The 24,224-nt window shown below is 66.8% G+C and carries 24 protein-coding genes; 10 read left to right on the top strand and 14 right to left on the bottom strand.

The features are described from left to right. Positions 1-126: 126 nt before the first annotated feature. The 3 genes from purE (at position 127) to ACFOOQ_RS20585 (ending at position 2,327) form a co-directional block, all read left to right on the top strand. A complete protein-coding gene (purE, locus tag ACFOOQ_RS20575) occupies positions 127-627 on the top strand; it encodes a 5-(carboxyamino)imidazole ribonucleotide mutase (RefSeq protein WP_379729584.1) in 501 nt (166 codons plus the stop codon). 2 nt (positions 628-629) lie between these two features. Further along, positions 630-1,724, top strand: a complete 1,095-nt coding sequence (locus ACFOOQ_RS20580) for a 5-(carboxyamino)imidazole ribonucleotide synthase (protein WP_379729585.1) — start codon at positions 630-632, stop codon at positions 1,722-1,724. 156 nt (positions 1,725-1,880) lie between these two features. Beyond that, complete coding sequence (locus ACFOOQ_RS20585; RefSeq protein WP_379729587.1) at positions 1,881-2,327, top strand: hypothetical protein; 447 nt, start codon at positions 1,881-1,883, stop codon at positions 2,325-2,327. A 29-nt stretch (positions 2,328-2,356) separates the two neighbouring features. On the opposite strand, the gene ACFOOQ_RS20590 is transcribed toward ACFOOQ_RS20585, so the two are convergent. Both ACFOOQ_RS20590 and def read right to left on the bottom strand, forming a co-directional pair. Next, positions 2,357-2,995: a COQ9 family protein gene (locus tag ACFOOQ_RS20590; protein ID WP_379729588.1), complete on the bottom strand. Its 639-nt coding sequence runs from the start codon at positions 2,993-2,995 to the stop codon at positions 2,357-2,359. After that, entirely contained in the window at positions 2,992-3,528 is a 537-nt protein-coding gene (gene def, locus ACFOOQ_RS20595; protein ID WP_379729589.1) for a peptide deformylase, read from the bottom strand. Before def ends, ACFOOQ_RS20590 begins: the two co-directional genes overlap by 4 nt. A gap of 218 nt (positions 3,529-3,746) precedes the next feature. Here def and rpsU point away from each other — a divergent pair, with 218 nt between their 5' ends. The 4 genes from rpsU (at position 3,747) to ACFOOQ_RS20615 (ending at position 6,897) form a co-directional block, all read left to right on the top strand. Continuing rightward, positions 3,747-3,953, top strand: a complete 207-nt coding sequence (rpsU, locus tag ACFOOQ_RS20600; protein ID WP_291006836.1) for a 30S ribosomal protein S21 — start codon at positions 3,747-3,749, stop codon at positions 3,951-3,953. Between the two features lie 140 nt (positions 3,954-4,093). Next, positions 4,094-4,456 (top strand): CidA/LrgA family protein, encoded by a 363-nt coding sequence (locus ACFOOQ_RS20605; protein ID WP_379729590.1) that lies wholly within the window; start codon positions 4,094-4,096, stop codon positions 4,454-4,456. After that, positions 4,453-5,181, top strand: coding sequence for an LrgB family protein (locus tag ACFOOQ_RS20610; RefSeq protein WP_379729591.1), 729 nt, complete (start codon positions 4,453-4,455; stop codon positions 5,179-5,181). Before ACFOOQ_RS20605 ends, ACFOOQ_RS20610 begins: the two co-directional genes overlap by 4 nt. Before the next feature lie 72 nt (positions 5,182-5,253). After that, entirely contained in the window at positions 5,254-6,897 is a 1,644-nt protein-coding gene (locus tag ACFOOQ_RS20615) for a sensor histidine kinase (protein ID WP_379729592.1), read from the top strand. A 23-nt stretch (positions 6,898-6,920) separates the two neighbouring features. On the opposite strand, the gene ACFOOQ_RS20620 is transcribed toward ACFOOQ_RS20615, so the two are convergent. The 5 genes from ACFOOQ_RS20620 to ACFOOQ_RS20640 are packed head-to-tail and all read right to left on the bottom strand — an operon-like array spanning position 6,921 to position 12,471. Further along, the gene (locus ACFOOQ_RS20620; protein WP_379729593.1) at positions 6,921-7,832 is read right to left on the bottom strand and encodes a 3-hydroxyacyl-CoA dehydrogenase NAD-binding domain-containing protein; all 912 of its coding nucleotides are present in this window, start codon (positions 7,830-7,832) and stop codon (positions 6,921-6,923) included. Between the two features lie 24 nt (positions 7,833-7,856). Next, positions 7,857-9,740 carry a TRAP transporter permease gene (locus ACFOOQ_RS20625; RefSeq protein WP_379729594.1) on the bottom strand — a complete coding sequence of 628 codons (1,884 nt, stop codon included), beginning with the start codon at positions 9,738-9,740 and terminating at the stop codon, positions 7,857-7,859. Positions 9,741-9,774: 34 nt separating this feature from the next. Next, the gene (locus tag ACFOOQ_RS20630) at positions 9,775-10,746 is read right to left on the bottom strand and encodes a TAXI family TRAP transporter solute-binding subunit (RefSeq protein WP_379729595.1); all 972 of its coding nucleotides are present in this window, start codon (positions 10,744-10,746) and stop codon (positions 9,775-9,777) included. Positions 10,747-10,771: 25 nt separating this feature from the next. Continuing rightward, positions 10,772-11,125: an AtuA-related protein gene (locus ACFOOQ_RS20635; RefSeq protein WP_379729596.1), complete on the bottom strand. Its 354-nt coding sequence runs from the start codon at positions 11,123-11,125 to the stop codon at positions 10,772-10,774. Next, positions 11,122-12,471, bottom strand: a complete 1,350-nt coding sequence (locus ACFOOQ_RS20640) for an acyclic terpene utilization AtuA family protein (protein WP_379729597.1) — start codon at positions 12,469-12,471, stop codon at positions 11,122-11,124. The genes ACFOOQ_RS20635 and ACFOOQ_RS20640 overlap by 4 nt, the downstream gene beginning before the upstream one ends. Before the next feature lie 97 nt (positions 12,472-12,568). On the opposite strand from ACFOOQ_RS20640, the gene ACFOOQ_RS20645 reads away from it, so the two are divergent. Then, entirely contained in the window at positions 12,569-13,474 is a 906-nt protein-coding gene (locus ACFOOQ_RS20645) for a LysR family transcriptional regulator (protein WP_379729598.1), read from the top strand. A 50-nt stretch (positions 13,475-13,524) separates the two neighbouring features. Here ACFOOQ_RS20645 and ACFOOQ_RS20650 read toward each other — a convergent pair whose 3' ends face one another. The 7 genes from ACFOOQ_RS20650 to ACFOOQ_RS20680 all read right to left on the bottom strand — a co-directional run bounded on the left by ACFOOQ_RS20650 (position 13,525) and on the right by ACFOOQ_RS20680 (position 21,497). Continuing rightward, positions 13,525-14,538, bottom strand: coding sequence for an ABC transporter substrate-binding protein (locus ACFOOQ_RS20650; protein WP_379729599.1), 1,014 nt, complete (start codon positions 14,536-14,538; stop codon positions 13,525-13,527). Positions 14,539-14,599: 61 nt separating this feature from the next. Then, complete coding sequence (locus ACFOOQ_RS20655; RefSeq protein WP_379729601.1) at positions 14,600-15,736, bottom strand: ABC transporter permease; 1,137 nt, start codon at positions 15,734-15,736, stop codon at positions 14,600-14,602. After that, a complete protein-coding gene (locus ACFOOQ_RS20660) occupies positions 15,733-16,659 on the bottom strand; it encodes an ABC transporter permease (RefSeq protein ID WP_379729602.1) in 927 nt (308 codons plus the stop codon). Before ACFOOQ_RS20660 ends, ACFOOQ_RS20655 begins: the two co-directional genes overlap by 4 nt. Then, positions 16,652-17,488: an ABC transporter ATP-binding protein gene (locus tag ACFOOQ_RS20665; RefSeq protein ID WP_379729605.1), complete on the bottom strand. Its 837-nt coding sequence runs from the start codon at positions 17,486-17,488 to the stop codon at positions 16,652-16,654. The genes ACFOOQ_RS20660 and ACFOOQ_RS20665 overlap by 8 nt, the downstream gene beginning before the upstream one ends. A gap of 29 nt (positions 17,489-17,517) precedes the next feature. Next, positions 17,518-18,753, bottom strand: coding sequence for a Zn-dependent hydrolase (locus tag ACFOOQ_RS20670; protein ID WP_379729607.1), 1,236 nt, complete (start codon positions 18,751-18,753; stop codon positions 17,518-17,520). Positions 18,754-18,776: 23 nt separating this feature from the next. Then, a complete protein-coding gene (gene preA, locus ACFOOQ_RS20675; RefSeq protein ID WP_379729609.1) occupies positions 18,777-20,054 on the bottom strand; it encodes an NAD-dependent dihydropyrimidine dehydrogenase subunit PreA in 1,278 nt (425 codons plus the stop codon). A gap of 24 nt (positions 20,055-20,078) precedes the next feature. Then, complete coding sequence (locus ACFOOQ_RS20680) at positions 20,079-21,497, bottom strand: NAD(P)-dependent oxidoreductase (protein ID WP_379729611.1); 1,419 nt, start codon at positions 21,495-21,497, stop codon at positions 20,079-20,081. A gap of 287 nt (positions 21,498-21,784) precedes the next feature. Between ACFOOQ_RS20680 and ACFOOQ_RS20685 the strand changes: the two genes are divergently transcribed. Then, complete coding sequence (locus ACFOOQ_RS20685) at positions 21,785-22,582, top strand: TetR/AcrR family transcriptional regulator (RefSeq protein ID WP_379729613.1); 798 nt, start codon at positions 21,785-21,787, stop codon at positions 22,580-22,582. Between the two features lie 144 nt (positions 22,583-22,726). Next, on the top strand, positions 22,727-24,178 hold the full coding sequence (hydA, locus tag ACFOOQ_RS20690) for a dihydropyrimidinase (protein ID WP_379729615.1): 1,452 nt from the start codon (positions 22,727-22,729) through the stop codon (positions 24,176-24,178). Positions 24,179-24,224 lie beyond the last annotated feature (46 nt).

A 24,224-nucleotide genomic window follows, 5' to 3' on the forward strand; every position in this document is an offset into this window, starting at 1 on the left:
GGATCACCGGAAACCGCCACCCGGCAGGGCTGCACACCCGGCGGTTGTCATAGGGGCGGCCATGGCGGCTTTACAGGGCGCCGCCGCTCCCTATAATCCGCGCCTTTCCGCGACGGGAGTGCAGAGATGGCGTCACGCAAGGGGCCGAAGGTCGGCATCATCATGGGCAGCCAGTCCGACTGGGCGACCATGCAGCATGCCGCCGAGATCCTGCAGGCGCTGAAGGTGCCGGCCGAGCATCGCATCGTCTCGGCCCACCGTACCCCGCAGCGGCTTTACGATTATGCGACAACCGCCGCCGATCGCGGCCTGCAGGTGATCATCGCCGGCGCCGGCGGCGCCGCGCATCTGCCGGGCATGGCAGCCGCCATGACGCATCTGCCGGTGCTGGGCGTGCCGGTCGAAAGCCGCACGCTGAAGGGCCTCGACTCGCTGCTGTCGATCCAGCAGATGCCGGGCGGCGTGCCGGTCGGCACGCTGGCGGTCGGCAAGGCCGGCGCGATCAACGCCGCCCTGCTGGCGGCCAGTATTCTCGCCCTGAACGACCCGGCCCTGTCGAAGCGCCTGCAGGCCTGGCGCGCGAAACAGACCAAATCCGTCAAGCCGAAGCCGGTCAGCGGCAAATAGCCATGGCCGCGATCCCGCCCGGCAGCACCATCGGCATCCTCGGCGGCGGCCAGCTTGGCCGCATGCTGGCGCTGGCGGCGGCGCGGCTTGGCTATCACTGCCATATCTACGCGCCCGAGGCCGATCCGCCGGCCGCCGAAGTGGCCGCGCAGTTTACCCGCGGCGACTACACCGATGCCGCGGCCATGGCGGCCTTTGCCCAGTCCTGCGCCGTCGTCACCTACGAATTCGAGAATATCCCCTTCGATCCGGTCGCAGCGCTGGCCAAGCTGGTACCGGTCCGCCCGGGCACCGAGGCGCTGCGCATCAGCCAGGATCGCCTGTTCGAAAAGGATTTCTGCAGCGCGCGCGGCATCGGCACCGCGCCCTACCGGGCGGTGGCGAATGTCGCCGATCTCTGCGCGGCCGCCACCGCCATCGGCCTGCCGCTGGTGCTGAAGACCCGCCGTATGGGCTATGACGGCAAGGGCCAGGCCAAGATCGGCCACGTCGACGATGTGCCGGCGGCTTTCGCGGCGCTGAAATCCGACGCGCTGATCGCCGAAGGTTTCGTGCGGTTCCACCGTGAGCTGTCGGTCGTGCTGGCGCGCGGCACTGACGGCAGCATCGTCTCCTGGGGGCCGGTCGAGAATATCCACCGCAACCACATCCTGTGGCGCACCCATGCCCCGGCGCGGATCGAGCCGGCCCTTGCGGCCGAGGCCGAGCGCATTGCCCGCGAGCTGGCCGAGGGCCTCGATTATGTCGGCGTGCTGGCGGTCGAGCTGTTCGATTGCGGCGACCATGTCCTCGTCAACGAGATGGCGCCGCGGGTGCATAACTCCGGCCACTGGACCATGGATGCGGCTCTCACCTCGCAGTTCGAGCAGCATATCCGCGCGATCTGCGGCCTGCCGCTCGGCGACGGCGGCCGGCTCTGCGACGCGGTGATGGAAAACCTGGTCGGCGACGAGATCGATGCCTGGCCAGCCCTGCTGGCCGAGCCGAATGCCCGGCTGCATCTCTACGGCAAGTCCGAGGCGCGGCCCGGCCGCAAGATGGGCCACGTCAACCGGCTTTACCCGCCGGGCCGGGCGCCGGACCCGGAAGTGTCATAAAAACTCTATTATTATAGTTGCTTACGAGTGCTTGGCGGCGGCGGGCGGCAGGACTATATTATTACCCAGAATTTCTGGTGACCCGGCTGCCGAGGATCGGTGGCCCTGTCCGGCCCGCGCGAGAAATGCGTTGGCGTCCGGCCTGGAGCGGCAACCATGCCCCCGATTGATGGTGTCGGCGCGTCTTCCGCCGGTGCGGCGGTTTTTCAGCCCCGCCCGCCGCAGTCCTCTGCGCAGAACAGCGGCGACGAGACCCGCGGCCTCAGCATCCAGCAGTACCTGCAGGCGGGCCAGCAGGCCGGGCAGGACCAGGGCGTGCAGACCCAGACCACCGGGGCTGTCGTCCAGGCCGCCAGCGCCGAGCAGAGCCAGCGCAACAACCAGCCGGCCGCCAATGACAGCAGCGCGACGGTGCTGACCCTGACCCAGACGCTCAACCGCCTGAGCAATGTCGGCAGCGCACGGCCGGAGTCGGCCAGCCAGCCCGAAACCAGCCAGCCCGAAACGTCCCAGACCTCGGCGCTGAACTATACCGCCAGCGGTGCGGCCACCCCGGCGCAGAGCCCGAGCGATGCCGGGCGCCGCGTCAGCCTGTCGGTCTGAGAGCCCCACCCCTTTCCTGAATCCGGCGATTACGGCATCCGGTGCATGAAGCGCCGGGGGTCCGGCAGCCTTTCAACCAGCTTCGACAGCCGGCCCTTGGCCTGCTGGATGCGCATGACATCGGCCAGCCGCCGGTCGAGGAAGTCCGCCGTGGCGGCGAAACCCTCCGATTTGTCGTCCAGCCAGCGCAGCAGGGTCGTCGAATAGACCCCGGCCAGCAGCAGCCGCTTGGTGTAGAAGTTGAAATCCGTCGCGGTATCGCCGGCGGCATACCAGATGGCATCGACGGTGCGATAGACCTGCTTCAACGCGCGCGGCGCATGCTGCGGCAGGGCCTCCAACGTCAGCGCCCGACGCACCGCCTCGCGATGGGCAGCCACCAGCTCGAGCCGGGTCAGGATCGCGGTCTTCACCCGCTCGCGCACCTTCATCGCCCCGAGGTCGCGACTCTCCAGTGCCTGCAGCATGGCGGTATCGGTTTCGGCGATCCAGAAATCCAGCGCGGCGATAGCGCCGTCAGGGAAGGCACGCGCCGCCAGGCCGGCGTCATCGCCGCAGTCCCTGGCCGCCGCCGCCAGTGCCCGGGCGCTCCAGCCGTCGAACGGCACATGCACCAGCAGCGCGTCCAGCAGGGCGCGTTTCTCGGTCAGCAGATGGTCGTCGCTCATTCTTCGCGCTCCTCGGGCTGCAGCGGCGCGCGGTGCCGCAATTCGCTTTCAAAGACCAGATCCTTCAGGTCATCCATGCGCTGGGGATAGAGAATCCCGTCGAGATGGTCCAGTTCATGCTGCACCACCCGGGCATGCCAGCCGCCGACCTCGCGGTCGAGCCGGCTGCCGTCCGGCAGGGTGCCACTATAGCGGATATGCGTGTAGCGCGGCACCAGACCGCGCAGGCCGGGCACCGAGAGGCAGCCCTCCCAGGCTATGTCCTGTTCCTCGCCGACCGACTGCCAGCTTGGATTGACCAGGGTGACCAGTTCGCGCTGCGGCGGGTCGCCCTCCGGCGGGGTCAGGAACACCGCCACCCGCAGCGACACATGCACCTGCGGCGCCGCCAGCCCCTGGCCGGGCGCGTCGATCATGGTATCCACCATGTCGCGGATCAGGTCGTGGATTTCCGGGGCGGTCGGGTCCGGCACCGAGTCGGCCGGGCGGGCCAGCACCGGGTGCCCCATGCGGGCGATTTTCAGAATGGCCATACCGGCAGCCTAGGCCAGCCGCCGCCGCCGGCCAAGCATCCGGTCCGGCTCGAAATATTACGTAAATGGCGGTTTTCTGGATTAAATATTACAGCCCCAGATCCCTGATTGTGAACAAAGCCGCTTCACAAAGGGGGGGCAGCGTGTTAGAACGCGCGACCTGCGGCGGCCTTGCCCCGCGACGGATTCTCTTTGCTACCCGAAAGGATGGGACACACGTGCAAGTCCTGGTGCGCGATAACAATGTCGATCAGGCCCTGAAGGCCCTGAAGAAGAAGATGCAGCGCGAAGGCATCTTCCGCGAGATGAAGCTGCGCGGCCATTACGAGAAGCCGTCCGAGCGCCGTGCCCGCGAGAAGGCCGAGGCGATCCGCCGCGCCCGCAAGCTGGCCCGCAAGCGCGCCCAGCGCGAAGGTACGGCCTGAGCCGTACCTCCTGCCCGACAATACAGTCAGGCCACAGGAATGAAGCCGCCTTCGGGCGGCTTTTTTCATGCCTGGGATTTTCATACCTGCCATGCGGCACGGTTGGCTGGTGACGCCTCCGCCGGGGCCCTAATGTTGTGATGATGACCATCGTTGCCGCCCTCACCCTCCTGCTGTCCTGCCAGCTTGCCGGCGAACTGGTAACCCGGGCCCTGGCCCTGCCGGTGCCGGGGCCGGTCTTCGGCCTCGTCCTGCTGTTCCTCATCCTGCTGTGGCGCCGGCGCAGCGCCCCGGCCCTCGACCAGGCCGCCGACCTGCTGCTGGCCAACCTGTCGCTGCTGTTCGTGCCGGCCGGCGTCGGCATCGTGCAGCACTGGCATCTGCTGTCGGACCGCCTGGTGCCGATCCTGGCCACCGTGGTGCTGTCGACCCTGCTTTCGGTGATCGCCTCGGCCGGCGCCTATGTGGCGGTGATGCGCCTGCTGCGGAAACGGCCGATATGACCCGCGTCATCGACATCTGGGTCTACCTGTCGGCCTCGCCGCTGCTGTGGCTGACCGCGACCATGGCCGTCTTTGCGGCCAGTGTCTGGCTGAGCGACCGCCTCGGCCGCCCGGCCTGGGCAAACCCCGTGGCGCTCAGTGTGGCGGTGCTCGCAGCCATTCTGGTCACGACCGGCACGTCCTATCCGGTCTATTTCGAGGGTGCGCAGTTCATCCACTTCCTGCTCGGGCCGACCACGGTGGCACTTGCGGTGCCGTTGTGGCGCCATCGCGCCACGGTGGCACGGGCCGCCCTGCCGCTGGCCGCCGCGCTGCTCGCCGGCTGCCTGGTCGCCACCGCCTCGGCCCTGCTGATCGGCCGGCTGTTCGGCCTGCCGGAAAACCTGCTGGCGACGCTGGCCCCGAAATCGGCCACCGCGCCGATCGCCATGGGCATCAGCGAGCATCTGGGCGGCATCCCGTCGCTGACGGCCGTGCTGGTTGTCCTGACCGGCCTGACCGGTGCCCTGGCCGGCCCGGCCCTGATCCGCCGCCTCGGCATAACCGACGAAACCGCACTCGGCGCCGCGCTGGGTACGGCATCGCATGGCATCGGCACGGCGCGCGCCTTCCAGACCAGCGAGCTGGCCGGCACCATGGCCGGCATCGCGCTGGGGCTGAACGGCCTGCTGACCGCCACTCTCGTGCCGCTGGTCTGGGCCTGGCTGATCCGGTTCTGGCATTAACGTAAAATAAGGTCGGGATTTGGCAGCTTTCCCATATTATTGCCGGCAGGCCAAATGACGGAGTCACAGAACGTGAGCAAGGACGTCCTGATCCTGCAGGGTCTCGACCACCTTGACCAGGGCATCAGCATCTTCGACCGGGACCTGCTGCTGGTCGCCTGCAATCGCCGGTATCTCGATCTGCTCGGCTTTCCGCACGACATGGGCCGCCCCGGCACCTCGGCGGAAGCGTTCTTCCGCCATAACGCCCTGCGAGGCGAATACGGCCCCGGCAATATCGAAGACCTGGTCCGCGAGCGCATGGATCTCGCACGAGAGTTCCAGGCCCATCATATCCAGCGCGAGCGGCCGAACGGCACGACCCTCGACATCCGCGGCGTACCGCTGCCGGGCGGCGGCTGGATCGCCATCTACAGCGACGTCACCGAACAGCGCCGCAGCGAACAGGCACTGCTGCAGTCGCATACCGATCTGGAACAGAAGATCCTGGAACGGACCGGCGAGCTGGGCGACAAGAACCGCATGCTCGATGTGGTGCTGGAGACGATCAGCCACGGCATCACGCTGTTCGACACCGATCTCAACCTGCTGGTCTGCAACCAGCATTTCATGACCATGTTCGGCTACCCGGCCGAATATGGAAAGCCCGGCACGCCGTTTTCGAAGTTCGTGCGCTGGAATGTCGAGCATGGCGAATATGGTCCCGGCGACGTCGAGGAGATGGTCGTTCTGCGCGTCGGCCTGGCCCGCCGCATGGAACCGCACCGCCTGCAGCGCATCCGGCCGAACGGCCGGGTCATCGAGGTGATCGGTACACCGGTTCCCGGTGTCGGCTTCGTGACCTCCTATTCCGACATTACCGAGCTGCGCCGGGTGCAGGACCAGCTGCGCGCCGTGATCGATACCATGGACCAGCGCATCGACGAGCGCACCGAGGCGCTGACCCGCTACATCGCCGAACGCGAAGGCACCGAGCGTGAATTGCTGCGCGCCAAGGAAATGGCCGAGGTGGCGAACCGCTCGAAAAGTGCCTTCCTCGCCAACATGAGCCATGAATTCCGTACGCCGCTGAATGCCATCATCGGCTTTTCGGAATCGCTGCTGGCCGGTTATTTCGGTGCGCTCAGCAAAAAGCAGAACGAATATGTCGACGACATCCTGAAGTCCGGTCACCACCTGCTGCAGCTGATCAATGACGTGCTCGACCTTGCCAAGGTCGAGGCCGGTCGCATGGAGCTGCATCTCGAGACCATCGATTCACGGCAGACGATCCGCGATTGCCTGGAGATGATCCGGGTCCAGGCCGAACGTGGCCGGGTGACCTTGTCGGCCGACCTGCCCGACAGCCTGCCGATGCTGCAGGTCGACGAGCGCATGCTGCGCCAGATGCTGCTCAACCTGCTCAGCAATGCCGTCAAGTTCACGCCCGCCGGCGGGCGTGCCTGGGTCACTGTCGCAGCCCGCGACGGAAAACTGGAAATCGCCGTCCACGATACCGGCGTCGGCATGGCGGCCCAGGACATCCCGAAGGCACTGGCCCCCTTCGGCCAGGTCCGCGGCGTGCTCAGCCGCGACCACCAGGGCACCGGGCTTGGCCTGCCGCTGGTGAAATCTCTCGCCGAGCTGCATGGCGGCAGCCTGAAACTGGTATCCGAGCCCGGTCAGGGCACCGTCGCGTCGATCATGCTGCCACTCGGGACCCCTGCCAGCGGCTAGCCGGCCGCGCCACCCCCTGCCGCTCAGCGGATCTGCGGCCTGAGCTTCAGCAGGGCGATCAGGGCAGCATCTCGTGCCGCCTCAAGATCGGCGACACTACTGTCGCCCGCCTCCTCGGCAACACCCTCGACGAGCTGGCGTTGGGTATCCCCGTCAAACACCGGTGTACCCAGCGCCGCCCAGCGCCGCACCTGGCTGGCGCCGAGGTGGGACAGGTAATGCGCGATGCCGCCATCGCCGCCGCCGAGATGATAGGTCATATGCGGCCCCATGATCGACCAGCGCAGGCCCGGCCCATAGGCCATGGCGGCATCGATATCGGCGACGCTGGCCACGCCCTGCTCGACCATGTAGATCGCCTCGCGCCAGACCGCCGAGGCCAGCCGGTTGGCGAGATGGCCGGCCATCTCGCGGCGCAAGATCACCGGCCGCCGGCCGATGCCACGATAGAAGGCGGCGGCACGTTCGACCACATCCGCGTCGGCGCCGACCAGTTCGACCAGCGGCACCAGATGCGGCGGATTGAACGGATGCGCCGTGATATGCCGTTCGGGATAGCGGCAGCGCACCACCAGCCGGCTGCGCAGCAGCGACGAGGTGCTGCCGGCGACGATCACGTCGGGCGGCAGCAGGTCATCGATATCGGCCAGCAGCTGCTGTTTCAGCGCTTCCTTTTCCGGCGCGTTTTCCTGCACGAAATCGGCGCCCTGCAGCGCATCGGCAAGCTTTGGAGAGAAGCTGAGCTTTCCCGTGCCGGTCAGCCCGAGTTCGGCCAGCTGGGCCGTGGCGCGGACAACGAAGCGGCGCAGGTAAGCTTCCGCTTCTGGTGACGGATCGGTGGCCTGCACGTCGAGGCCATGGGCGAGGAACAGCGCGGCCCAACTCGCGCCCACCGTACCGCAGCCGATGACGGCAACCGTCTTTACCGGGATCATGACCGGAAACTCCCCTGATCCGCCCTATGCACCGGCCGGTACTGTAGCATCCGGCGCGCGCCGGATGCGATGGCGCCGGGTCAGCCACAGGGCGATGAAGCCGGCCGTGGCCAGGCCGAGGCCGAACCAGGTCGGAAACACCGACAGGGCGGCGATCAGCAGCAGCACGACACCGTTCAGCAGCCGCGAGTCGAAGAACCGGGCGCCGCCGAAGAAGGCGGCGAAGGCCATGGTGAACACCACGCCGGAGACCAGCGCCTCGCCGATGTCGAGCCAGCCGCCGTCGGCCAGCATGCCGGGATAGGCGATGAACATGAAAGGGATCACATAGGTGACGGCGCCGAGCTTGCAGGCCTCGCGGGCGACCGCCAGCCAGTTGGTCTGGGCAATGCCGGCGGCCACGAAGACCGCGACGCAGACCGGCGGCGTGATGACCGAGATGGTCGCGTAATAGAAGACGAACATATGCGCGACGATCGGCGGCACCCCGACCTTGGTCAGTGCCGGGGCCAGCACGGCCGCCACCAGCACATAGGCCGCGGTGGTCGGGATGCCCATGCCGAGCACCATGCAGACCAGGGCGGTGACCACCGCGATCAGCCAGATCGAATTGTTGGCCAGCGAGACGATCATGGTCGACAGCGTGACGCCGAGGCCGGTCATGTTGACCATGCTGACCAGGATCTGGGCGCCGGCCAGCAGCACGCCGATCATCACCAGCGCCTTGCCGGCGTCCTCGAGACTGTCGACGATGATTTTTATGGCGGCACGCAGGCCCGCCAGCGAGCGGACATTGAGTGCCAGATAACTGATGAACAGGCCGGCGACGCCATAGAAGGCGGCGGTCTGCACCGAACGGCCGGTCAGGATGCCGAACAGCAGCCCGGCGAAAGCCAGAACAATCGGCCCGACCCGCTGTGGCGCCAGCACGCTGCGCCAGGGCGGCATCTCGTCCTCCGGCACGATGCGCAGGCCGCGATTCAGCGCGATGAAATGGATCGTCGCGAAAGCACCGAGGTAATACAGGAAGGCCGGCAGCACCGCTGCCTTGGCAATGTCGAAATAGCTGCGGCCAAGGATCTCGGCCATCACGAAGGCCGCCGCACCCATCACCGGCGGCGCGATCTGCCCGCCGGTCGACGCCACCGCCTCGATGCCGCCGGCCAGCGCCGGCGAATAGCCCAGCCGCTTCATCAGCGGGATGGTGAAATTGCCGGTGGTGGCGACATTGGCCACCGCGCTGCCGCTGATCATGCCGAACAGGCCCGAGGCCACGGTGGCGATCTTGGCGGCACCGCCCGGGCTGCGCCCGCTGAGCCGCACGGCGAGGTCCATGAAGGTCTGGCCGCCACCGGTGAACAGCAGCACGCTGCCGAACAGGATGAAGGCGCCGATGGTGGTGCTGGCCACGCCGACCAGCAGGCCCCAGATACCGAGGTCGCCGAGCAGCAGGGTCTCGGTGGTAAAATAGACGTCAAAGCCGCGATGGCCGAGCGGCCCCGGGATATACTGGCCGAGCAATGCATAGGCGATACCGGCCAGCGCGATGGTCGGGAAGATGGCGCCGATGGCACGCCGCGAGACTTCAAGGATCGAGAGCACCAGCCCCGCCGTCAGCACGATGTCGAGCGTGGTGGCGGTCGGCAGGTCGTTCATGATCTCGTCGTAGTGGGTGATCACGTAGACGCAGGCGGCGATGGATACCACTGCGGCGGCCAGATCGATGGCAATCCCGAGCGGACGCCAGCGTTTGCCGGCACCGAGCGGAAACATCAGGAGGCCGAGCGACACGACCAGACCGACGAAGATCGCCCGCTGGACCAACCCCTCGAAAGACCCGAAGGCCGATGTGTAGAGGATGAACACGCCCAGCAGGGCGGCGAGCGCCTTCGTCATCGTGGACCGCATATCCCGGCCTCCTGTATTACGCAGCCGATACCGTTCAGTTCATCTTCGGCATCAGCTTGGCCGGGATGGCGACGTTATGCTCCTTGAGATAGCGCACGACGCCCGGATGCAACGGCACGGTGCCACCGGAGACCGTCAGCTTCATCAGATCGAGACCCTTCATGCTGCTGAGCGCTGCCACCTGCACGGTCTTGTCTTCGAAGACCGCCTTGGCGATCTGGTAGGCAATCTCGTCCGACAGGTCGGGCCGCGCATGCACGGCGAGGCCGAAGCTCCAGGTGCTGTAGGCCGGAACGCCATCGGCGGCGCCGGCCGGCACATCGGCGACCGAAAGCTCGGGGAACTTGTCGGCGATCAGCTTCTTCTGCTCGGGCGACAGCGACAGCACCTTCACCGGGGTGAAGGTGGCGATGTCCATCGAGGAGCCGTCGAGCTTGTCGCCGACGCCCGACTTCACATAGCCGATCACCCGGTTGTCCTTGACCGCATCGACGATGTCGGTGGTCGAGCCGCGCACGAACTCCGGCGCGATGCCGAGCGCCTTGAAGACGGCCTCGGCGGTCTTCTCGGTGGCCGAGCCCTTCAGGCCGGGATTGAAGCGCTTGCCCTTGAGGTCGGCGAGACTCTTGACGCCGCTGTCATTGCGGACGATCACGTTCTGCGGTGCATTGGAATAGACGAACAGCAGGCGGCTGTCGGTCTTCTTGCCCTCGAAGGGCCCCTCGCCGACATAGGCCTGGTAGCCGACATTGGTGGTGACGAGGCCGAGATCGATCTGCTTGCGCTCGATGCGGCGCAGGTTGTCGACGGTGGCGCCGGTTTCGACCACCGAGCTGTCGACATTCTGGACATGGCTGTTGATCAGCTGCGACAGGGCGACGAAATAGCCATACTGGCTGGACGAGGCCGACGAGGCGCCGATCAGCAGCTTGTCCTTGGCGGCGGCCGGCAGGGCCACGGCGGCGAGACCACAGGCGGCAACAGCCGCAATAAATGCGCGTTTCATTTTCTGGTTTCCTCCGGTTTGTTGATTACAGGTCTTCAGGTATCCGCACCGGCAGCGACAGCAGCAGGTATGAATGGGTCTTGCCGTGGCCATCGAGGTTGAGCGCGTCGTTGACGCCCCCCTCGAGCACGTCGTCGATGACGAAGTTGAGCGCCCAGAGCTGCGGCAGCTCGAAGCGCTGCACCCGGCCCGGATGGCGATGGGCGAACAGGGCGGCGACGCGGTCGGCGGTCACCTGCTCGCGCAGCAGCGGATAGAGGTCCTCGCGCCATGCGATCAGGCTGATGTTGATGCGGTTGCCCTTGTCGCCGGTGCGGCCATGGGCGATCCGGTGCAGCGGTGCCTCGACCAGCCGCGCTCCTTGCGTGATCACGGTCATGACTGGATCTCCACGGCCGGCCGCACCAGGTCGCGCGGGATATAGCCGGATTCGGTGGCGATGCGCCGCCTTGTGGCGCCGCGCACGCCGCCGCCGCCGGCCGGCCCGCAGGTATACAGCGCCAGCACTTCCTCATGGGCGCGGTCGGCCTCGGCGCGATCATTGGACGCCACGGCAATGCGCAGGCGCACATCGTCGGGTTCGGCGGTCTGCGCATCAAGCCAGGTACCGGCATCGTCGTTGAACACACTGGCGAGGCCGATGATATCGCCGCGCATGCGCAGGCCCGGCCCCAGCCGCCGACGCACCACGTCGAGCGCCAGCCGCGCGCGGGCCACGGCATTCGGCCCGGCATAGGAAATCTCGCCCTCGCCGAGCCAGCCGCCATCGAGACCGATGGTCACCTTCAGCCGCTCCGGTCGTGCATGGCCGGCGGCACCGGTGACCCGGACACGGTCCCTGCCCTGATCCGACAGCGCCACGCCGGTGACATCGAGGGTGACGTCTGGCGTCAGATAGGCGGCCGGGTCGTGGATTTCATAGAGGATCTGTTCGGTCACCGTATGCCGGTCGACCAAGCCGCCGGTCTTGCCGGCCTTGCCGACCACGAAACTGCCGTCGGCGGCCATCTCGACGATGGGAAAACCGATGGCATGCGGATCGGGCACATCCTTGATGCCGGGATCGGCGTAATAGCCGCCGGTGACCTGGGCGCCGCATTCGAGCAGATGGCCGGCCAAGGTGCCGCAGGCAATGCGCGGCAGGTCGTCGAGCGACCAGCCGTGATGATGGATGAAGGGCGCCAGCGCCAGCGACGGATCGGCGACCCGGCCGGTCACCACCACATCGGCGCCGGCGGCCAGTGCCTCGACCAGCGGCGCGGCCCCGAGATAGGCATTGGCGGAAATCACCGGGCCGGTGGCGAGCGGCGTGCCGTCCTCGGCCTGCAGTTGCGGCAGCAGGCCGGCGGCGGCGATGTCGTCGCCGCTGACCACGGCGATTTTCATCGGCCGGCAGCCGAGCCGCTGGCCCAGCGCCCGGATCGCCCGGGCGGCGGCCTGCGGGTTGGCGGCGCCGAAATTGCCAAGGATGGTGACGCGATGCTTGAGGCAGGCGTCGAGGATCGGCGCCAGCAGGCGCTCCAGCAGCGGCTCGTAACCGCGCTCGGGGTTTTCCAGCTTGGCCAGTTGGGCCAGCGCCAGCGTGCGCTCGCCCAGCGTCTCGAACATGATGGCGGCCGGCCCGCCGGCGGCGATCAGGCTGCGCACCACGGGTTCCGGGGCATCCAGACGGTCGCCGGAAAAGCCGGCGCCGCAGCCGACCAGAACTTTCTCGGGCCCCGACACAGGCTCCTCCCAACTGATTCTATGTTGGCAGGCAGACTGGCCGTTGCGGGATATATTTTACAAATGAATTTATCTTATCTATTTATAACTTATGACTATGAATCTCACCCTGCGGCAATTGCAGGCCTTTCGCGCCGTGGCCGATCTCGGCAGCTTCAGCGAGGCCGCCGAACGCCTGCACCTGTCGCAGCCTGCCCTGTCGGCCACCATCCGCAAGCTGGAAGAGATGCTGAACGTGCGGCTGTTCGACCGCACCACGCGGCAGATCGCGCTGACACCCGAGGGCGAGGAACTGCGCCGGCTGGCCAACCGGCTGATCGACGAATTCGAGGCGGTCTCCGGCGACCTGCAGGATTACCTGGCCCGCCGGCGCGGCCGCGTCGTGGTGGCCGCCCTGCCCTCGCTGGCCGCCGTGACGCTGCCGCGCGTGCTGGCCCGCTTCAAGGCGCGGCATCCCGGCATCGACGTGATCATCCGCGACACCCTGCATGACCAGATCCAGGATCTGGTCGAGAGCGGCGCCGCCGATTTCGGCCTGACGGTGACGCCGGCGGCGCATCGCGACTTCAGCTTCCAGCCACTGATCGTCGACCGCTTCGTCATGGTCTGCCCGCGTGGCCATAAGCTCGCCAAACGCCGCAGCGTCAGCTGGGCCGACATGGTGCTCTATCCGATCATCACCATGGCCCGCACATCCAGCGTGCGGCAGTATATCGACGCTGCCTGCGCCCAGGCCGGCATCCCCTCGCACAGCCAGTATGACGCCGAACATCTGGCCACCATCGGCGCCCTGGTGCATGAAGGCCTCGGCATCGCCGCCCTGCCGTCGCTGACCACGCCGCTGCTGCGCTTCGCCGATCTGGTCGAGATTCCGATCACCGCGCCGCATGTCGAGCGCGTCATGGGCATCGTCCGGCGCAGCGGCCGCTCGCCCTCGGTGGCGGCACGCGCCCTGATCGAACTGGTCGTTGCCGACAGCGAAGCTGCCGCGGTGCCGGCATAGAAAACCCGGCCGGTTGCCCGGCCGGGTCTCATCTCAGACTGAAGTCCGGATTACTTGGCGTATTTCTTGGCCGCGTCGAAAATCGCGTGGGTCCAGGCCCCTTCCGGCTTCTTGGTGATCACCGGGTCGGACTTAGCCGACAGCAGGATGCTGACGGTGCGGTCGTAATCGGCCGGATCGAGATAGCCGGTGCCGTGCTTCGAGCCTTCGACCAGCTTGGCGATCTCGCCCATCATGCGCTTCTGGTGCTTCTCGGTCTGCGCGCCGGTGCTGTCGTTGTCGAGCACGATCATCGCCGCGGCATCCGAATTCTTGACCGCCCAGTCCCAGCCCCTGTTGGAGGCGGCAACGAAACGGGCCAGTCTGTCGGCATAGGCCTTGTCGCCGAGCTTCGCACCATTGGCGTAAATGCCGTCTTCCATGGTGCCGACGCCCTGGTCGCTGTACTTGAACACGATCAGGTCGCCCGGCTTGAAGCCGGCATCGATGACCTGCCAGTATTCGTTATAGGTCATGGTCGAAATGCAGGCGGCCTGCTTCTGGATCAGCGGATCGACGTTAAAGCCCTGCTTGAGGACCTTGACGCCCTTGGCGCTGCCATCGGTCGGGATGCCAAGCTTGGCCATCCAGGTCAGGAACGGATATTCGTTGCCGTAGAACCAGACGCCCAGCGTATGGCCGGGGAAGTCTTTCGGCGAAGTGATGCCGCTCGACTTGGCGCAGGTCAGCATCATGCCCGACTTCTGGAAGGTCTGCGACACGTTGACCAGCGGCACGCCCTTCTCGCGGCTGGCCAGCGCCGACGGCATCCAGTCGATGATCGCATCGGCACCGCCGGCGGCCATCACCTGCGGCGGGGCGATGTCGGGGCCGCCCGGCTTGACGGTGACGTCGAGGTCGACCGCCTTGTAGAAGCCCTTGTCCTTGGCGACGTAATAGCCGGCGAACTGGGCCTGGGTGACCCATTTCAGCTGGATGGTGAACTTATCGGCGGCATGGGCCGATCCGGCGGCAACCGCCAGGGCTGCGCCGATGGCGAGCCCGTAAAAAGCTGAACGTTTCATAACGCTATTCTCCTCTCCTGTCGGAACTGATGAACCCCCAGATACTCGAAACGGCATGCACTCAGGACGACGCCTTGCGGAACGACGGATGCCAGAAGGTCATCCAGCGTTCAGCCAGCGCCAGCAGCCCGTAACTTGCCGAGCCGGCGACCGCGGCGACCGCGATCGTGGCCCAGACCATCGGGATGTTCATGCGGCCCACCTCGGTCGAGATGCGAAATCCCATCCCGACAATCGGCGTGCCGAAGAATTCGGCGACGATGGCGCCGATCAGCGCCAAGGTCGAATTGACCTTGAGCGCATTGAACAGGAAGGGCAGCGCCGCCGGCAGCCGTGCCATCCACAGGGTCTGGCCGTAGCTGGCGGCATAGGTCGCCATCATGTCGCGCTCGATACGCCCCAGTGCGGCGAGGCCGGCAATGGTGTTGACCAGCATCGGGAAGAAGGTCATCACCACCACGACGGCGGCCTTGGACTGCCAATCGAAGCCGAACCACATCACCATGATCGGCGCGATGCCGATGATCGGCAGGGCGCTGACCAGATTGCCGATCGGCAGCAGACCGCGCTGCAGGAAGGGCACGCGGTCGACCAGCACGCCGGTCAGGAAGCCGGCCGCCGAGCCGATCACGAAGCCGGGGATCACCGCGCGGATGAAGGTCTGGACGAAATCGACGCCAAGCGTCGGCAGGCTGATGGCGATGGCATGGCCGATGGCGGACGGCGGCGGCAGCAGCACGGCCGGCACTTCAAAACCGACGACGATCATTTCCCACAGGTACAGCAGCCAGACGCCGAGCAGTACGGGTGCCACTGCGCCGCCGATGGCACCGGGCAGCCGCAGGGCCGCCAGGCTGATGCGGTCGAGCGCCCGCCAGACCAGCAGGCCGAGTGCCGCGAGTCCGAGCCACAGGCCCGGCGCCGCCATGCCGCGCGCGCCGGCCAGCAGCAGGCTGTAGAGCGCGGCGCCTGCCAGCACCGCGGCGCCGCCGGCGACGATGGCGGCGGCCACGGGCCGCAGCGGCCGCAGGAACAGCAGCGCCATGGCCGCGATGGTCAGCAGCCAGAGGCCGAGCACCGCCGGCTGACCCAGCATGCCGCCGTGGATACCGTACGGGCTGATCAGGGCCGCGGCGCCGCAGAGCAGGCCGAGCGCCAGCGCCGCATCCTTCGGCTGAACGGAATGGCGCGCCGTCATGCCGCACCCCCGAGCCTGCGGCCGAGCCTAGCCTGCACCAGGCCGACCAGGCCGACGCAGCCGCCGGCCAGCACGGCGGCCATGACCAGCGCCGACCAGATCTGGATGGTCTGGCCGTAATACGAACCGGCCAGCAACCGGGCGCCGAGGCCGGCCTGGGCGCCGGTCGGCAGTTCGCCGACGATGGCGCCGACCACGGCCAGCGAGATCGCCACCTTGAGGCTGGTGAACAGGAAAGGCAGCGAGGCCGGCAGCCGCAGCAGGCGCAATGTCTGTGCCGTCGAGGCGTTGTAGGTGCGCATCAGGTCGAGTTGGATGGTCTCGGGTGAGGTCAGGCCCTTGACCATGCCGATGGTGACCGGGAAGAAGCACAGATAGGCCGAGATCACCGCCTTGGGCAGCAGGCCGACAAGACCGAGCGAGCCCAGCACCACCACGATCATCGGCGCGATGGCAAGAATCGGGATGGTCTGCGACGCGATGATCCACGGCATCAGCGCGCGTTCCAGGCTCGCCACATGGACGATGGCGACCGCCAGCCCGATGCCGAGCGCGGTGCCGAACAGAAAGCCGACCAGCGCGGATTCGAGCGTCACCCAGGTATGGTAGACGAGGCTGCGTCGCGAGGTGATGTTGACCTGCAGCACCGTCCGGTTCAGCTCGGCCACTACCTGGTGCGGCGCCGGCAGCACCGGGCGCTCCATACTGAGCGTATCGGCGACCAGTTCGGGAAAGGTCCATTCGGTCTGTCCGGCGCGCTCGTAAGCATCGAGCACCTGCGGTGCATTCAGCTTCACCGCGCCAAGATACCAGATCACCAGGATGAACAGCAGCACCGACAGGATCGGCAGGGTCGCGCCGTCGCGCAGACGCGGCCACAGGCCGGCGGCAGGCAGGGTCGCTGCGGCCGTGGCGTCAGACATGGTCGTCATAGCTGTGGCCGGCGCGCAGGCCCTCGCGCACCCGGTGGGCGATGGCGGCGAATTCCGGCGTCTCGCGGATGTCTAGCCGGCGGTCGCGCGGCAGGCTGCTGTCGATCACGTCGATGATGCGGCCCGGCCGCGGACTCATGACGACGATCTTGGTCGACAGGAACACGGCTTCGGGGATCGAATGGGTGACGAACAGCAGGGTCTTGCCGGTGCGCCGCCACAGGTCGAGCAGCTGTTCGTTCAGGTGGTCGCGGATGATCTCGTCGAGCGCACCGAAGGGCTCGTCCATCAGCAGCAGTTCCGGATCGAATGACAGCGCGCGGGCAATCGAGACGCGCTGCTGCATGCCGCCCGAGAGCTGCCAGGGAAACTTCTTCTCGAAACCGGACAGGTTGACGAGGTCGAGCACGCGTTTCGCCCGTGCCGATCGCTCGGCCTTCGGCAGGCCCATGATCTCGAGCGGCAGGGTGATGTTGCGCAGCACGCTGCGCCACGGATACAGCGCCGGGGCCTGGAAGACATAGCCGTAGGCACGGTCGAGCCGGGCGGCCTGCGGGCTCACGCCGTTCACCCGTACGCTGCCGCCGGTGACCTGCTGCAGGTCGGCGATCACCCGCAGCAGGGTGGTCTTGCCGCAGCCCGACGGGCCGATGAAGGAGACGAATTCGCCGCGCCCCACGGTCAGGTCGACATCCGACAGGGCATAGACCGGCGTATCGGCGGTCTGGAACACCAGGTTGACGCCGGCAATCTCCACCGCCGGCGTCGCGCCGCCCTTCGCCGCGGCCACCGGTCCTGTCTCTGCCTTACGCTCTTCCATCACCACGGCCATTCCGCTTGCCCGCGTCCTCAGGCCGCATGTTCCAGCATGGCGCGCAGCAGCACGTTGCAGCCGGCGGCCAGATCCTCGGCGGTGGCCGATTCCACCTCGTTGTGGCTGATGCCGTCGGCGCAGGGCACGAAGACCATGGCGGTCGGCGCCACCCGGCTGATATAGCCGGCGTCGTGGCCGGCGCCCGAGGTGATATCCATATGGGCGAAACCGGCCTCTTCGGCGGCCTTGCGCACCGCGGCGATACAGTCCTTGTTGTAATGCACTGCCGGGGAATTCCACACTTCCTTGCACTCGTAAGCCAGCCCAAGGTCGCCGCAGACCTCGGCGCAGGCGGCTTCCAGCGCGGCCTTCATCTTCAGCACCACCTCGTCCTGCGGATGGCGCAGGTCGACCGAGAAGAACACCGTGCCCGGGATGGTGTTGCGCGAATTCGGGCTGACCTTGACCAGGCCGACCGTCGAGACGCCCGGCTTGTGGTCGAGCGCGATCTGGTGGATACGGTCGACGATGCGGGCGCAGCCCAGCATGGCGTCCTTGCGGCGCGGCATCGGCGTGGTGCCGGCATGGCTTTCGGCGCCGGTGACGGTGACCTCGAACCAGCGCATGCCCTGGATGCCCTGCACGACGCCGATGGTGCGCTTATCGGCCTCGAGGATCGGGCCCTGCTCGATATGCGCCTCGAAAAACGCCTTGAACGGCCGGCCGCCGACCGGCATGTCGCCGAGATAGCCGATCCGCTTCAGCTCCTCGCCGATGGTCTTGCCGTCGAGATCGGCGCGGCTGTGGCCGTATTCCTCGGTGAACACGCCGGCAAAGACGCCGGACGCCACCATGGCGGGGGCAAACCGCGAGCCTTCCTCGTTGGTCCAGACCGAAACCTCGACCGGCGCATCGGTCTCGAACTTGTAGTCGTTAAGCGTGCGGATGACTTCCAGCCCGGCCAGCACGCCGTAGACGCCGTCGAACTTGCCGCCCGTCGGCTGGGTATCGAGATGGCTGCCGGTCACCACCGGCGGCAGGTCGTCATTCTTGCCGGGCCGGCGGGCAAAGATGTTGCCCATGCGGTCGACCGTGACGGTGCAGCCGGCGTCCTTGCACCACTGGACGAACAGGTCGCGGCCCTGCTTGTCGAGATCGGTCAGCGCCAGCCGGGCACAACCACCCTTCGCCGTCGCGCCGATCTTGGCCATTTCCATCAGGCTTTCCCACAGGCGGTCCTGGTTGACCTGGATGTTCTTTGCATTCGCCATCGTCTGACTCTCCTCGAAAACCTTTATTCGGCCGCTTCGCGCATGGGGTTGTTGGGATGCTGGGTCCAGTTCTGGTAGGCCTGTCCGTCATCGACCCGTTTCATGGTGATGCAGCCCTCGACCGGGCAGACATGCATACACAGATTGCAGCCCACGCATTCCTCGTCGATCACACTATAGACCCGTTTGCCGTCCTCGCGACCCGCCGCGATCGCCTGGTGCGAGGTATCCTCGCAGGCGATATGGCACAGGCCGCACTGGATGCATTTCTCCGGGTCGATATCGGCGATGATCTTGTACTTCAGATTGAGATTCTTCCAGTCCGTAACGTTCGGAACCGCCAGACCCTGAAAATCGCCGACCCGGGCATAGCCCTTTTCGTCCATCCAGCGCGACAGCCCGTCGATCATGTCATCGACAATGCGGAAGCCGTAATGCATGGCCGCCGTGCAGACCTGGACGCTGCCGGCGCCGAGCGCGATGAATTCTGCGGCGTCGCGCCAGCTCTCGATGCCGCCGATGCCGGAAATCGGGATGTCGCCGGTCTCGGCGTCGCGGGCGATCTGCGCCACCATGTTCAGCGCGATGGGCTTGACTGCCGGGCCGCAATAGCCGCCCGAGGTGCCCTTGCCGTCCACGGTGGGCGTCGGCGCCATCTGGTCGAGATCGACGCTGACGATGGAATTGATGGTGTTGATCAGGCTGACCGCATCGGCACCGCCGCGCACCGCGGCGCGGGCCGGCCCGAGGATGCTGGTGATGTTCGGCGTCAGCTTGACGATCACCGGCATGCGGCTGTGCTGCTTGCACCAGCGGGTGACCATCTCGACGTATTCCGGCACCTGGCCGACCGCAGCGCCCATGCCGCGCTCGGGCATGCCGTGCGGACAGCCAAAATTCAGCTCGACGCCGTCGGCGCCGGTCTCCTCGACCCGCCCGAGGATCGATTTCCACGCCTCTTCCTCGCAGGGCACCATCAGCGAGACGATCATCGCGCGATCGGGCCAGTCGCGCTTGACCTGCTTGATCTCCTGCAGGTTGATCTCCAGCGGCCGGTCGGTGATCAGCTCGATGTTGTTCAGCCCGGCGACCCGGTTGCCCTTGTAGGAATAGGCGCCGTAGCGCGAGGAGACGTTGACGATGGGCGGCCCGTCCTCGCCCAGCGTCTTCCACACCACGCCGCCCCAGCCGGCCTGGAAGGCGCGCACGACGTTATAGGCCTTGTCGGTCGGTGGCGCCGAGGCCAGCCAGAACGGATTGGGTGCCCGGATGCCGGCGAAATTGACGGAAAGGTCTGCCATCGGTCGCCTCCCTGCTCTTTATCTCTATGCCGCGGCCTGGCGCCGCAGCGATTGCGTGATCGCCTCGGCACTGCGCCGCCCAGCCGCCACCGCGGCCACCGTGAGATCGTCACCGCCGGCCACGCAGTCGCCGCCGGCCCAGACGCCGTCGAGCGAGGTACGGCCATCGGCATCGGCCGAGATGCGGCCGTCTTTCAGCACCAGCAGTTCGCGGCCGGCCTCGCCGCGCAAAGGATCGGCCACGAAGGTCTGGCCAATCGCCTTGAACACCATGTCGGCGGCGAGGCTGAACTCCTCGCCGGTGCCGGCGAGCCGGCCGGCAGTGGTCAGGCTGGTGTGTTCGAACACCGCGCGACGCACGGCACCCGCCTCGCCTTCCAGCCGTACCGGCTGGGCCCAGTGGCGGATGATGACGCCGTTCTCCCTGGCGAAGGCCTGCTCGTGCCCCGTGGCGCTCATCGCTTCCGGCCCGCGCCGATAGACCAGCGTGACCTCCTCGGCGCCGAGCCGCTTCGACTGGATGGCGATGTCGATGGCGGTGTTGCCGCCGCCGATCACCACCACATGACGGCCGACCGGCAGGGTCGCGAAATCCGTGGCCTGACGCAGGTCCGCGATATAGTCGACGGCATTGACGACGCCGGCCAGGGCCTCGCCGTCGCAGCCGAGCGCCTTCACGGCACCAAGGCCGAGGCCGAGAAAGACGGCATCGAAATCGCGGCGCAAGGCTTCCAGCGTGATGTCGCGGCCGAGCATCTTATTCGTCTCGACGGTAATGCCGCCGATGTCGAGCACGAACTCGACCTCGCGGCCGGCATAGCCGTGCGGCACCTTGTATTCGGCGACGCCGTAAGCATTCAGGCCGCCGAGTTTCGGCCGCGCCTCGAAGACGGTGACGTCATGGCCGTGCATGGCCAGCCGGTGTGCGCAGGCCAGCCCCGCCGGACCGCCGCCGACCACGGCAACCTTGCGGCCGGTGCTGGCAGCGCGGCGGAACGGATGCGCATTGGCCGCCGTGCCATGATCGGTCGCGTACCGCTGCAAGAGTCCGATCGGGATCGGCTTGCCGTCCTCGGTGTTGCGCACGCAGGCGCGCTCGCAGAGGATTTCGGTCGGGCAGACCCGCGCGCAGGAGCCGCCGAAGATATTCTGCTCATAAATGCGCAGCGCCGCACCGGCGGTATTGCCGGTGGCGATCTTGCGGATGAAGCCGGGGATGTCGATGCCGGTCGGGCAGGCCTCGATGCAGGGCGCGTCGTAGCAGAAATAGCAGCGGTTCGCTTCGACCAGCGCCGCCTGCTGGTCGAGGTCGGGCACCGCGGCTTCGAATCCGGCGGCATAGGCGGCGGCGTCGAGCCGGCCGGCCCTGATATCGGGCGCACCGCTTTCCGGTGCTTGTCGCCCCAAGTCGTTACGCCCGGCTTCGTTACGCGCAGTCCCCATGACCCGAGCCCCCTGCCTGTCGTGGTCCTGTGTGTGCGATCTGTTTGCCGGCCCATGCGTGCAGGCCGGCATCTCCCTGTATGCCTCGCAAGAACGGTGCCGGTTCTCCCAAACCGTGGCGGCCGCTCCCGTGTGACGGTTCCGAGGCTAGGATTTTCTTGACCAAATGGTCAAGTCGGGATTCGGTATAGCCGCGCGGATGCTTTGACAGCGGGGGACGATCCGCATAAGGAATCTGCACGGCCCCGATGCACATGCCCGGTCCTTGGGCAAATGGATGGAAAGAGATGGCGGCAACGCGCAAGACGACACAGGCCTCGCGGGAACCGGCATCTCGGGAATCGGCATCGCGGAAAAAGGCGACGGACAAACCTGCGGCCGGCAGCGCCGACGCCCCGGCGAACGGCCCGGCAAATAGCAATGGCGCCGCCGCCGGTACGATCCGCCGCCGCAATGTCGAGAAGATCCTCAAAGCCGCCGAATCGGTGTTTGCCAAGAAGGGCTTCGCCGGCGCCAGCACCGCTGAGATCGCGCGCAAGGCCGGGGTGCCCAAGGCCAACCTGCATTATTATTTCCGCACCAAGCAGGATCTCTACGCGAGCGTGCTGGATGCCATCCTGGAAGTCTGGCTCGACGCCCTGAGCGAGGAAATCACCGCCGAGGCCGATCCGGCCACCGCGCTCGGCAACTACATCGCCCGCAAGATGGCGGCCTCGCGCGACGCGCCGGAGCCCTCGCGGCTGTGGGCCATCGAGGTGATCGGCGGCGCCCGCCATGTGCAGCCCTTCCTGCGCCAGCGCCTGCGCCGCCTGGTGAAGGAAAAAAGCGCGGTGATCGAGGGCTGGATCGCCGCCGGCAAGCTGAAGCCGGTCGATCCGGCGCATCTCTTGTTCATGATCTGGGCGACGACGCAGACCTATGCCGATTTCGCCGCCCAGATCGGCGCCGTGCTCGACCGCAAGACGCTGGACGACAGCGTTTTTTCCGCCGCGACGAAGACCGTCACCGACATCGTGCTGAACGGCACCGGCGCGCTGCCGGTTCGCTCCGTGCCGGTCCGTGCGAAAACCGCCCGCAAGGGCTGACATCCTGCCGAAAACGCAGGCATCTGCCGCGTCGCCGTGCAGCGCGCAACGCCGTGCTTTCCACCGGCCATGATTTTCTTGACCGTTCGGTCAGGTCATGAATGAATAACCGCAGCGACCTCGAAGACAGGGCGGGAGGCAATCATGGCGGTACTGGTACGCGGCGGCACGGTGGTCAATGCGGATTGTAGTCAGCGTGCGGATGTTCTCATCGACGGCGGCACGATCAGGGCGGTCGGCCCCAATCTCGAGGCGCCGGCCGGCGCCGAGGTGATCGATGCCGGCGGCGCCTATGTGATGCCCGGCGGCATCGACCCGCATACCCATATGGAACTGCCCTTCATGGGCACGACGGCGTCGGAGGATTTCTTCTCCGGCACCACCGCCGCCATGGTCGGCGGCACCACCATGATCATCGACTTCGTCATTCCCGACCCGCAGGAAAACCTGCTCTCGGCGTTCAGGAAATGGCGCGGCTGGTCGGAAAAGGCGGCCTCGGATTACAGCTTCCATGTCGCCGTCACCTGGTGGGACGAGAGCGTGCACAGGGACATGGGCACGCTCGTCGCCGAGCATGGGGTGAACAGCTTCAAGCATTTCATGGCCTACAAGAACGCCATCATGTGCGAGGACGAGGTGCTGGTGAACAGCTTCCTGCGCGCCCGCGAGCTCGGCGCGCTGTGCACCGTGCATGCCGAAAACGGCGAGCTGGTCTTCCACCTGCAGCAGGAACTGCTCAAACAGGGCATCACCGGCCCCGAGGGCCATCCGCTGTCACGGCCGCCGGCCGTCGAGGGCGAGGCCGCCAACCGCGCCATCCGCATCGCCCAGGTGTTGAACGTGCCGCTTTATATCGTGCACAATTCCTGCATCGAGTCGGTGGAAGCGATCATCCGCGCCCGCAACGAGGGCCAGCGCGTCTTCGGCGAGGCGCTGGCCGGCCATCTGCTGGTCGATGACAGCGTCTACCGCAACCCGGATTTCGAAACCGCGGCGGCCTACGTGATGAGCCCGCCCTTCCGCGCCAAGGAGCACCAGGCGGTGCTGTGGCGCGCCCTGCAGGCCGGCCACCTGCAGACCACGGCGACCGACCATTGCTGCTTCTGCGCCGACCAGAAGGCGGCCGGCCGCAACGACTTCACCAAGATCCCGAACGGCACTGGCGGCGTCGAAGACCGCATGCATGTGCTGTGGCATCACGGCGTCAACAAGGGCCGCCTGACGCCGAACGAATTCGTCGCCGTCACCTCGGCCAATGCGGCCAAGATCTTCAACCTCTATCCGCGCAAGGGCGTGATCCAGCCCGGCGCCGATGCCGACCTGGTGGTCTGGGACCCGAAGAAGACGCGCAAGATTTCGGCGAAGACCCATCACCAGAAGATCGACTTCAACATCTTCGAGGGCATGGAGGTCGAGGGCATCAACACCGTGACCCTCTCGCAGGGCAAGGTGGTCTACAAGGATGGCGACGTGCGCACCGTGAAAGGCGCCGGCCGCTACATCAACCGGCCGGCCTTTGCGCCCTATTACGAGGCGCTCACCCGCAAGGCTGAACTGGAACGCCCCAAACCGGTGCTGCGCAGCGCGGCGGAGTAAAGCTCTCTATCTCACTGCCGGACAGCGAAAGCCCCGCGTCGAAAGA

The organism is Ferrovibrio xuzhouensis (genome assembly GCF_042648965.1).
Classification (GTDB): domain Bacteria; phylum Pseudomonadota; class Alphaproteobacteria; order Ferrovibrionales; family Ferrovibrionaceae; genus Ferrovibrio; species Ferrovibrio xuzhouensis.

What these genes read in the sequence shown, in the direction of transcription:
- purE (WP_379729584.1), top strand. Translation starts at nt 127, where the DNA reads ATGGCGTCACGCAAGGGGCCGAAGGTCGGCATCATCATGGGCAGCCAG.
- ACFOOQ_RS20580 (WP_379729585.1), top strand. Translation starts at nt 630, where the DNA reads ATGGCCGCGATCCCGCCCGGCAGCACCATCGGCATCCTCGGCGGCGGC.
- ACFOOQ_RS20585 (WP_379729587.1), top strand. Translation starts at nt 1,881, where the DNA reads ATGCCCCCGATTGATGGTGTCGGCGCGTCTTCCGCCGGTGCGGCGGTT.
- ACFOOQ_RS20590 (WP_379729588.1), bottom strand. Translation starts at nt 2,995, where the DNA reads ATGAGCGACGACCATCTGCTGACCGAGAAACGCGCCCTGCTGGACGCG.
- def (WP_379729589.1), bottom strand. Translation starts at nt 3,528, where the DNA reads ATGGCCATTCTGAAAATCGCCCGCATGGGGCACCCGGTGCTGGCCCGC.
- ACFOOQ_RS20605 (WP_379729590.1), top strand. Translation starts at nt 4,094, where the DNA reads ATGATGACCATCGTTGCCGCCCTCACCCTCCTGCTGTCCTGCCAGCTT.
- ACFOOQ_RS20610 (WP_379729591.1), top strand. Translation starts at nt 4,453, where the DNA reads ATGACCCGCGTCATCGACATCTGGGTCTACCTGTCGGCCTCGCCGCTG.
- ACFOOQ_RS20620 (WP_379729593.1), bottom strand. Translation starts at nt 7,832, where the DNA reads ATGATCCCGGTAAAGACGGTTGCCGTCATCGGCTGCGGTACGGTGGGC.
- ACFOOQ_RS20625 (WP_379729594.1), bottom strand. Translation starts at nt 9,740, where the DNA reads ATGCGGTCCACGATGACGAAGGCGCTCGCCGCCCTGCTGGGCGTGTTC.
- ACFOOQ_RS20630 (WP_379729595.1), bottom strand. Translation starts at nt 10,746, where the DNA reads ATGAAACGCGCATTTATTGCGGCTGTTGCCGCCTGTGGTCTCGCCGCC.
- ACFOOQ_RS20635 (WP_379729596.1), bottom strand. Translation starts at nt 11,125, where the DNA reads ATGACCGTGATCACGCAAGGAGCGCGGCTGGTCGAGGCACCGCTGCAC.
- ACFOOQ_RS20645 (WP_379729598.1), top strand. Translation starts at nt 12,569, where the DNA reads ATGAATCTCACCCTGCGGCAATTGCAGGCCTTTCGCGCCGTGGCCGAT.
- ACFOOQ_RS20650 (WP_379729599.1), bottom strand. Translation starts at nt 14,538, where the DNA reads ATGAAACGTTCAGCTTTTTACGGGCTCGCCATCGGCGCAGCCCTGGCG.
- ACFOOQ_RS20655 (WP_379729601.1), bottom strand. Translation starts at nt 15,736, where the DNA reads ATGACGGCGCGCCATTCCGTTCAGCCGAAGGATGCGGCGCTGGCGCTC.
- ACFOOQ_RS20660 (WP_379729602.1), bottom strand. Translation starts at nt 16,659, where the DNA reads ATGTCTGACGCCACGGCCGCAGCGACCCTGCCTGCCGCCGGCCTGTGG.
- ACFOOQ_RS20665 (WP_379729605.1), bottom strand. Translation starts at nt 17,488, where the DNA reads ATGGAAGAGCGTAAGGCAGAGACAGGACCGGTGGCCGCGGCGAAGGGC.
- ACFOOQ_RS20670 (WP_379729607.1), bottom strand. Translation starts at nt 18,753, where the DNA reads ATGGCGAATGCAAAGAACATCCAGGTCAACCAGGACCGCCTGTGGGAA.
- preA (WP_379729609.1), bottom strand. Translation starts at nt 20,054, where the DNA reads ATGGCAGACCTTTCCGTCAATTTCGCCGGCATCCGGGCACCCAATCCG.
- ACFOOQ_RS20680 (WP_379729611.1), bottom strand. Translation starts at nt 21,497, where the DNA reads ATGGGGACTGCGCGTAACGAAGCCGGGCGTAACGACTTGGGGCGACAA.
- ACFOOQ_RS20685 (WP_379729613.1), top strand. Translation starts at nt 21,785, where the DNA reads ATGGCGGCAACGCGCAAGACGACACAGGCCTCGCGGGAACCGGCATCT.
- hydA (WP_379729615.1), top strand. Translation starts at nt 22,727, where the DNA reads ATGGCGGTACTGGTACGCGGCGGCACGGTGGTCAATGCGGATTGTAGT.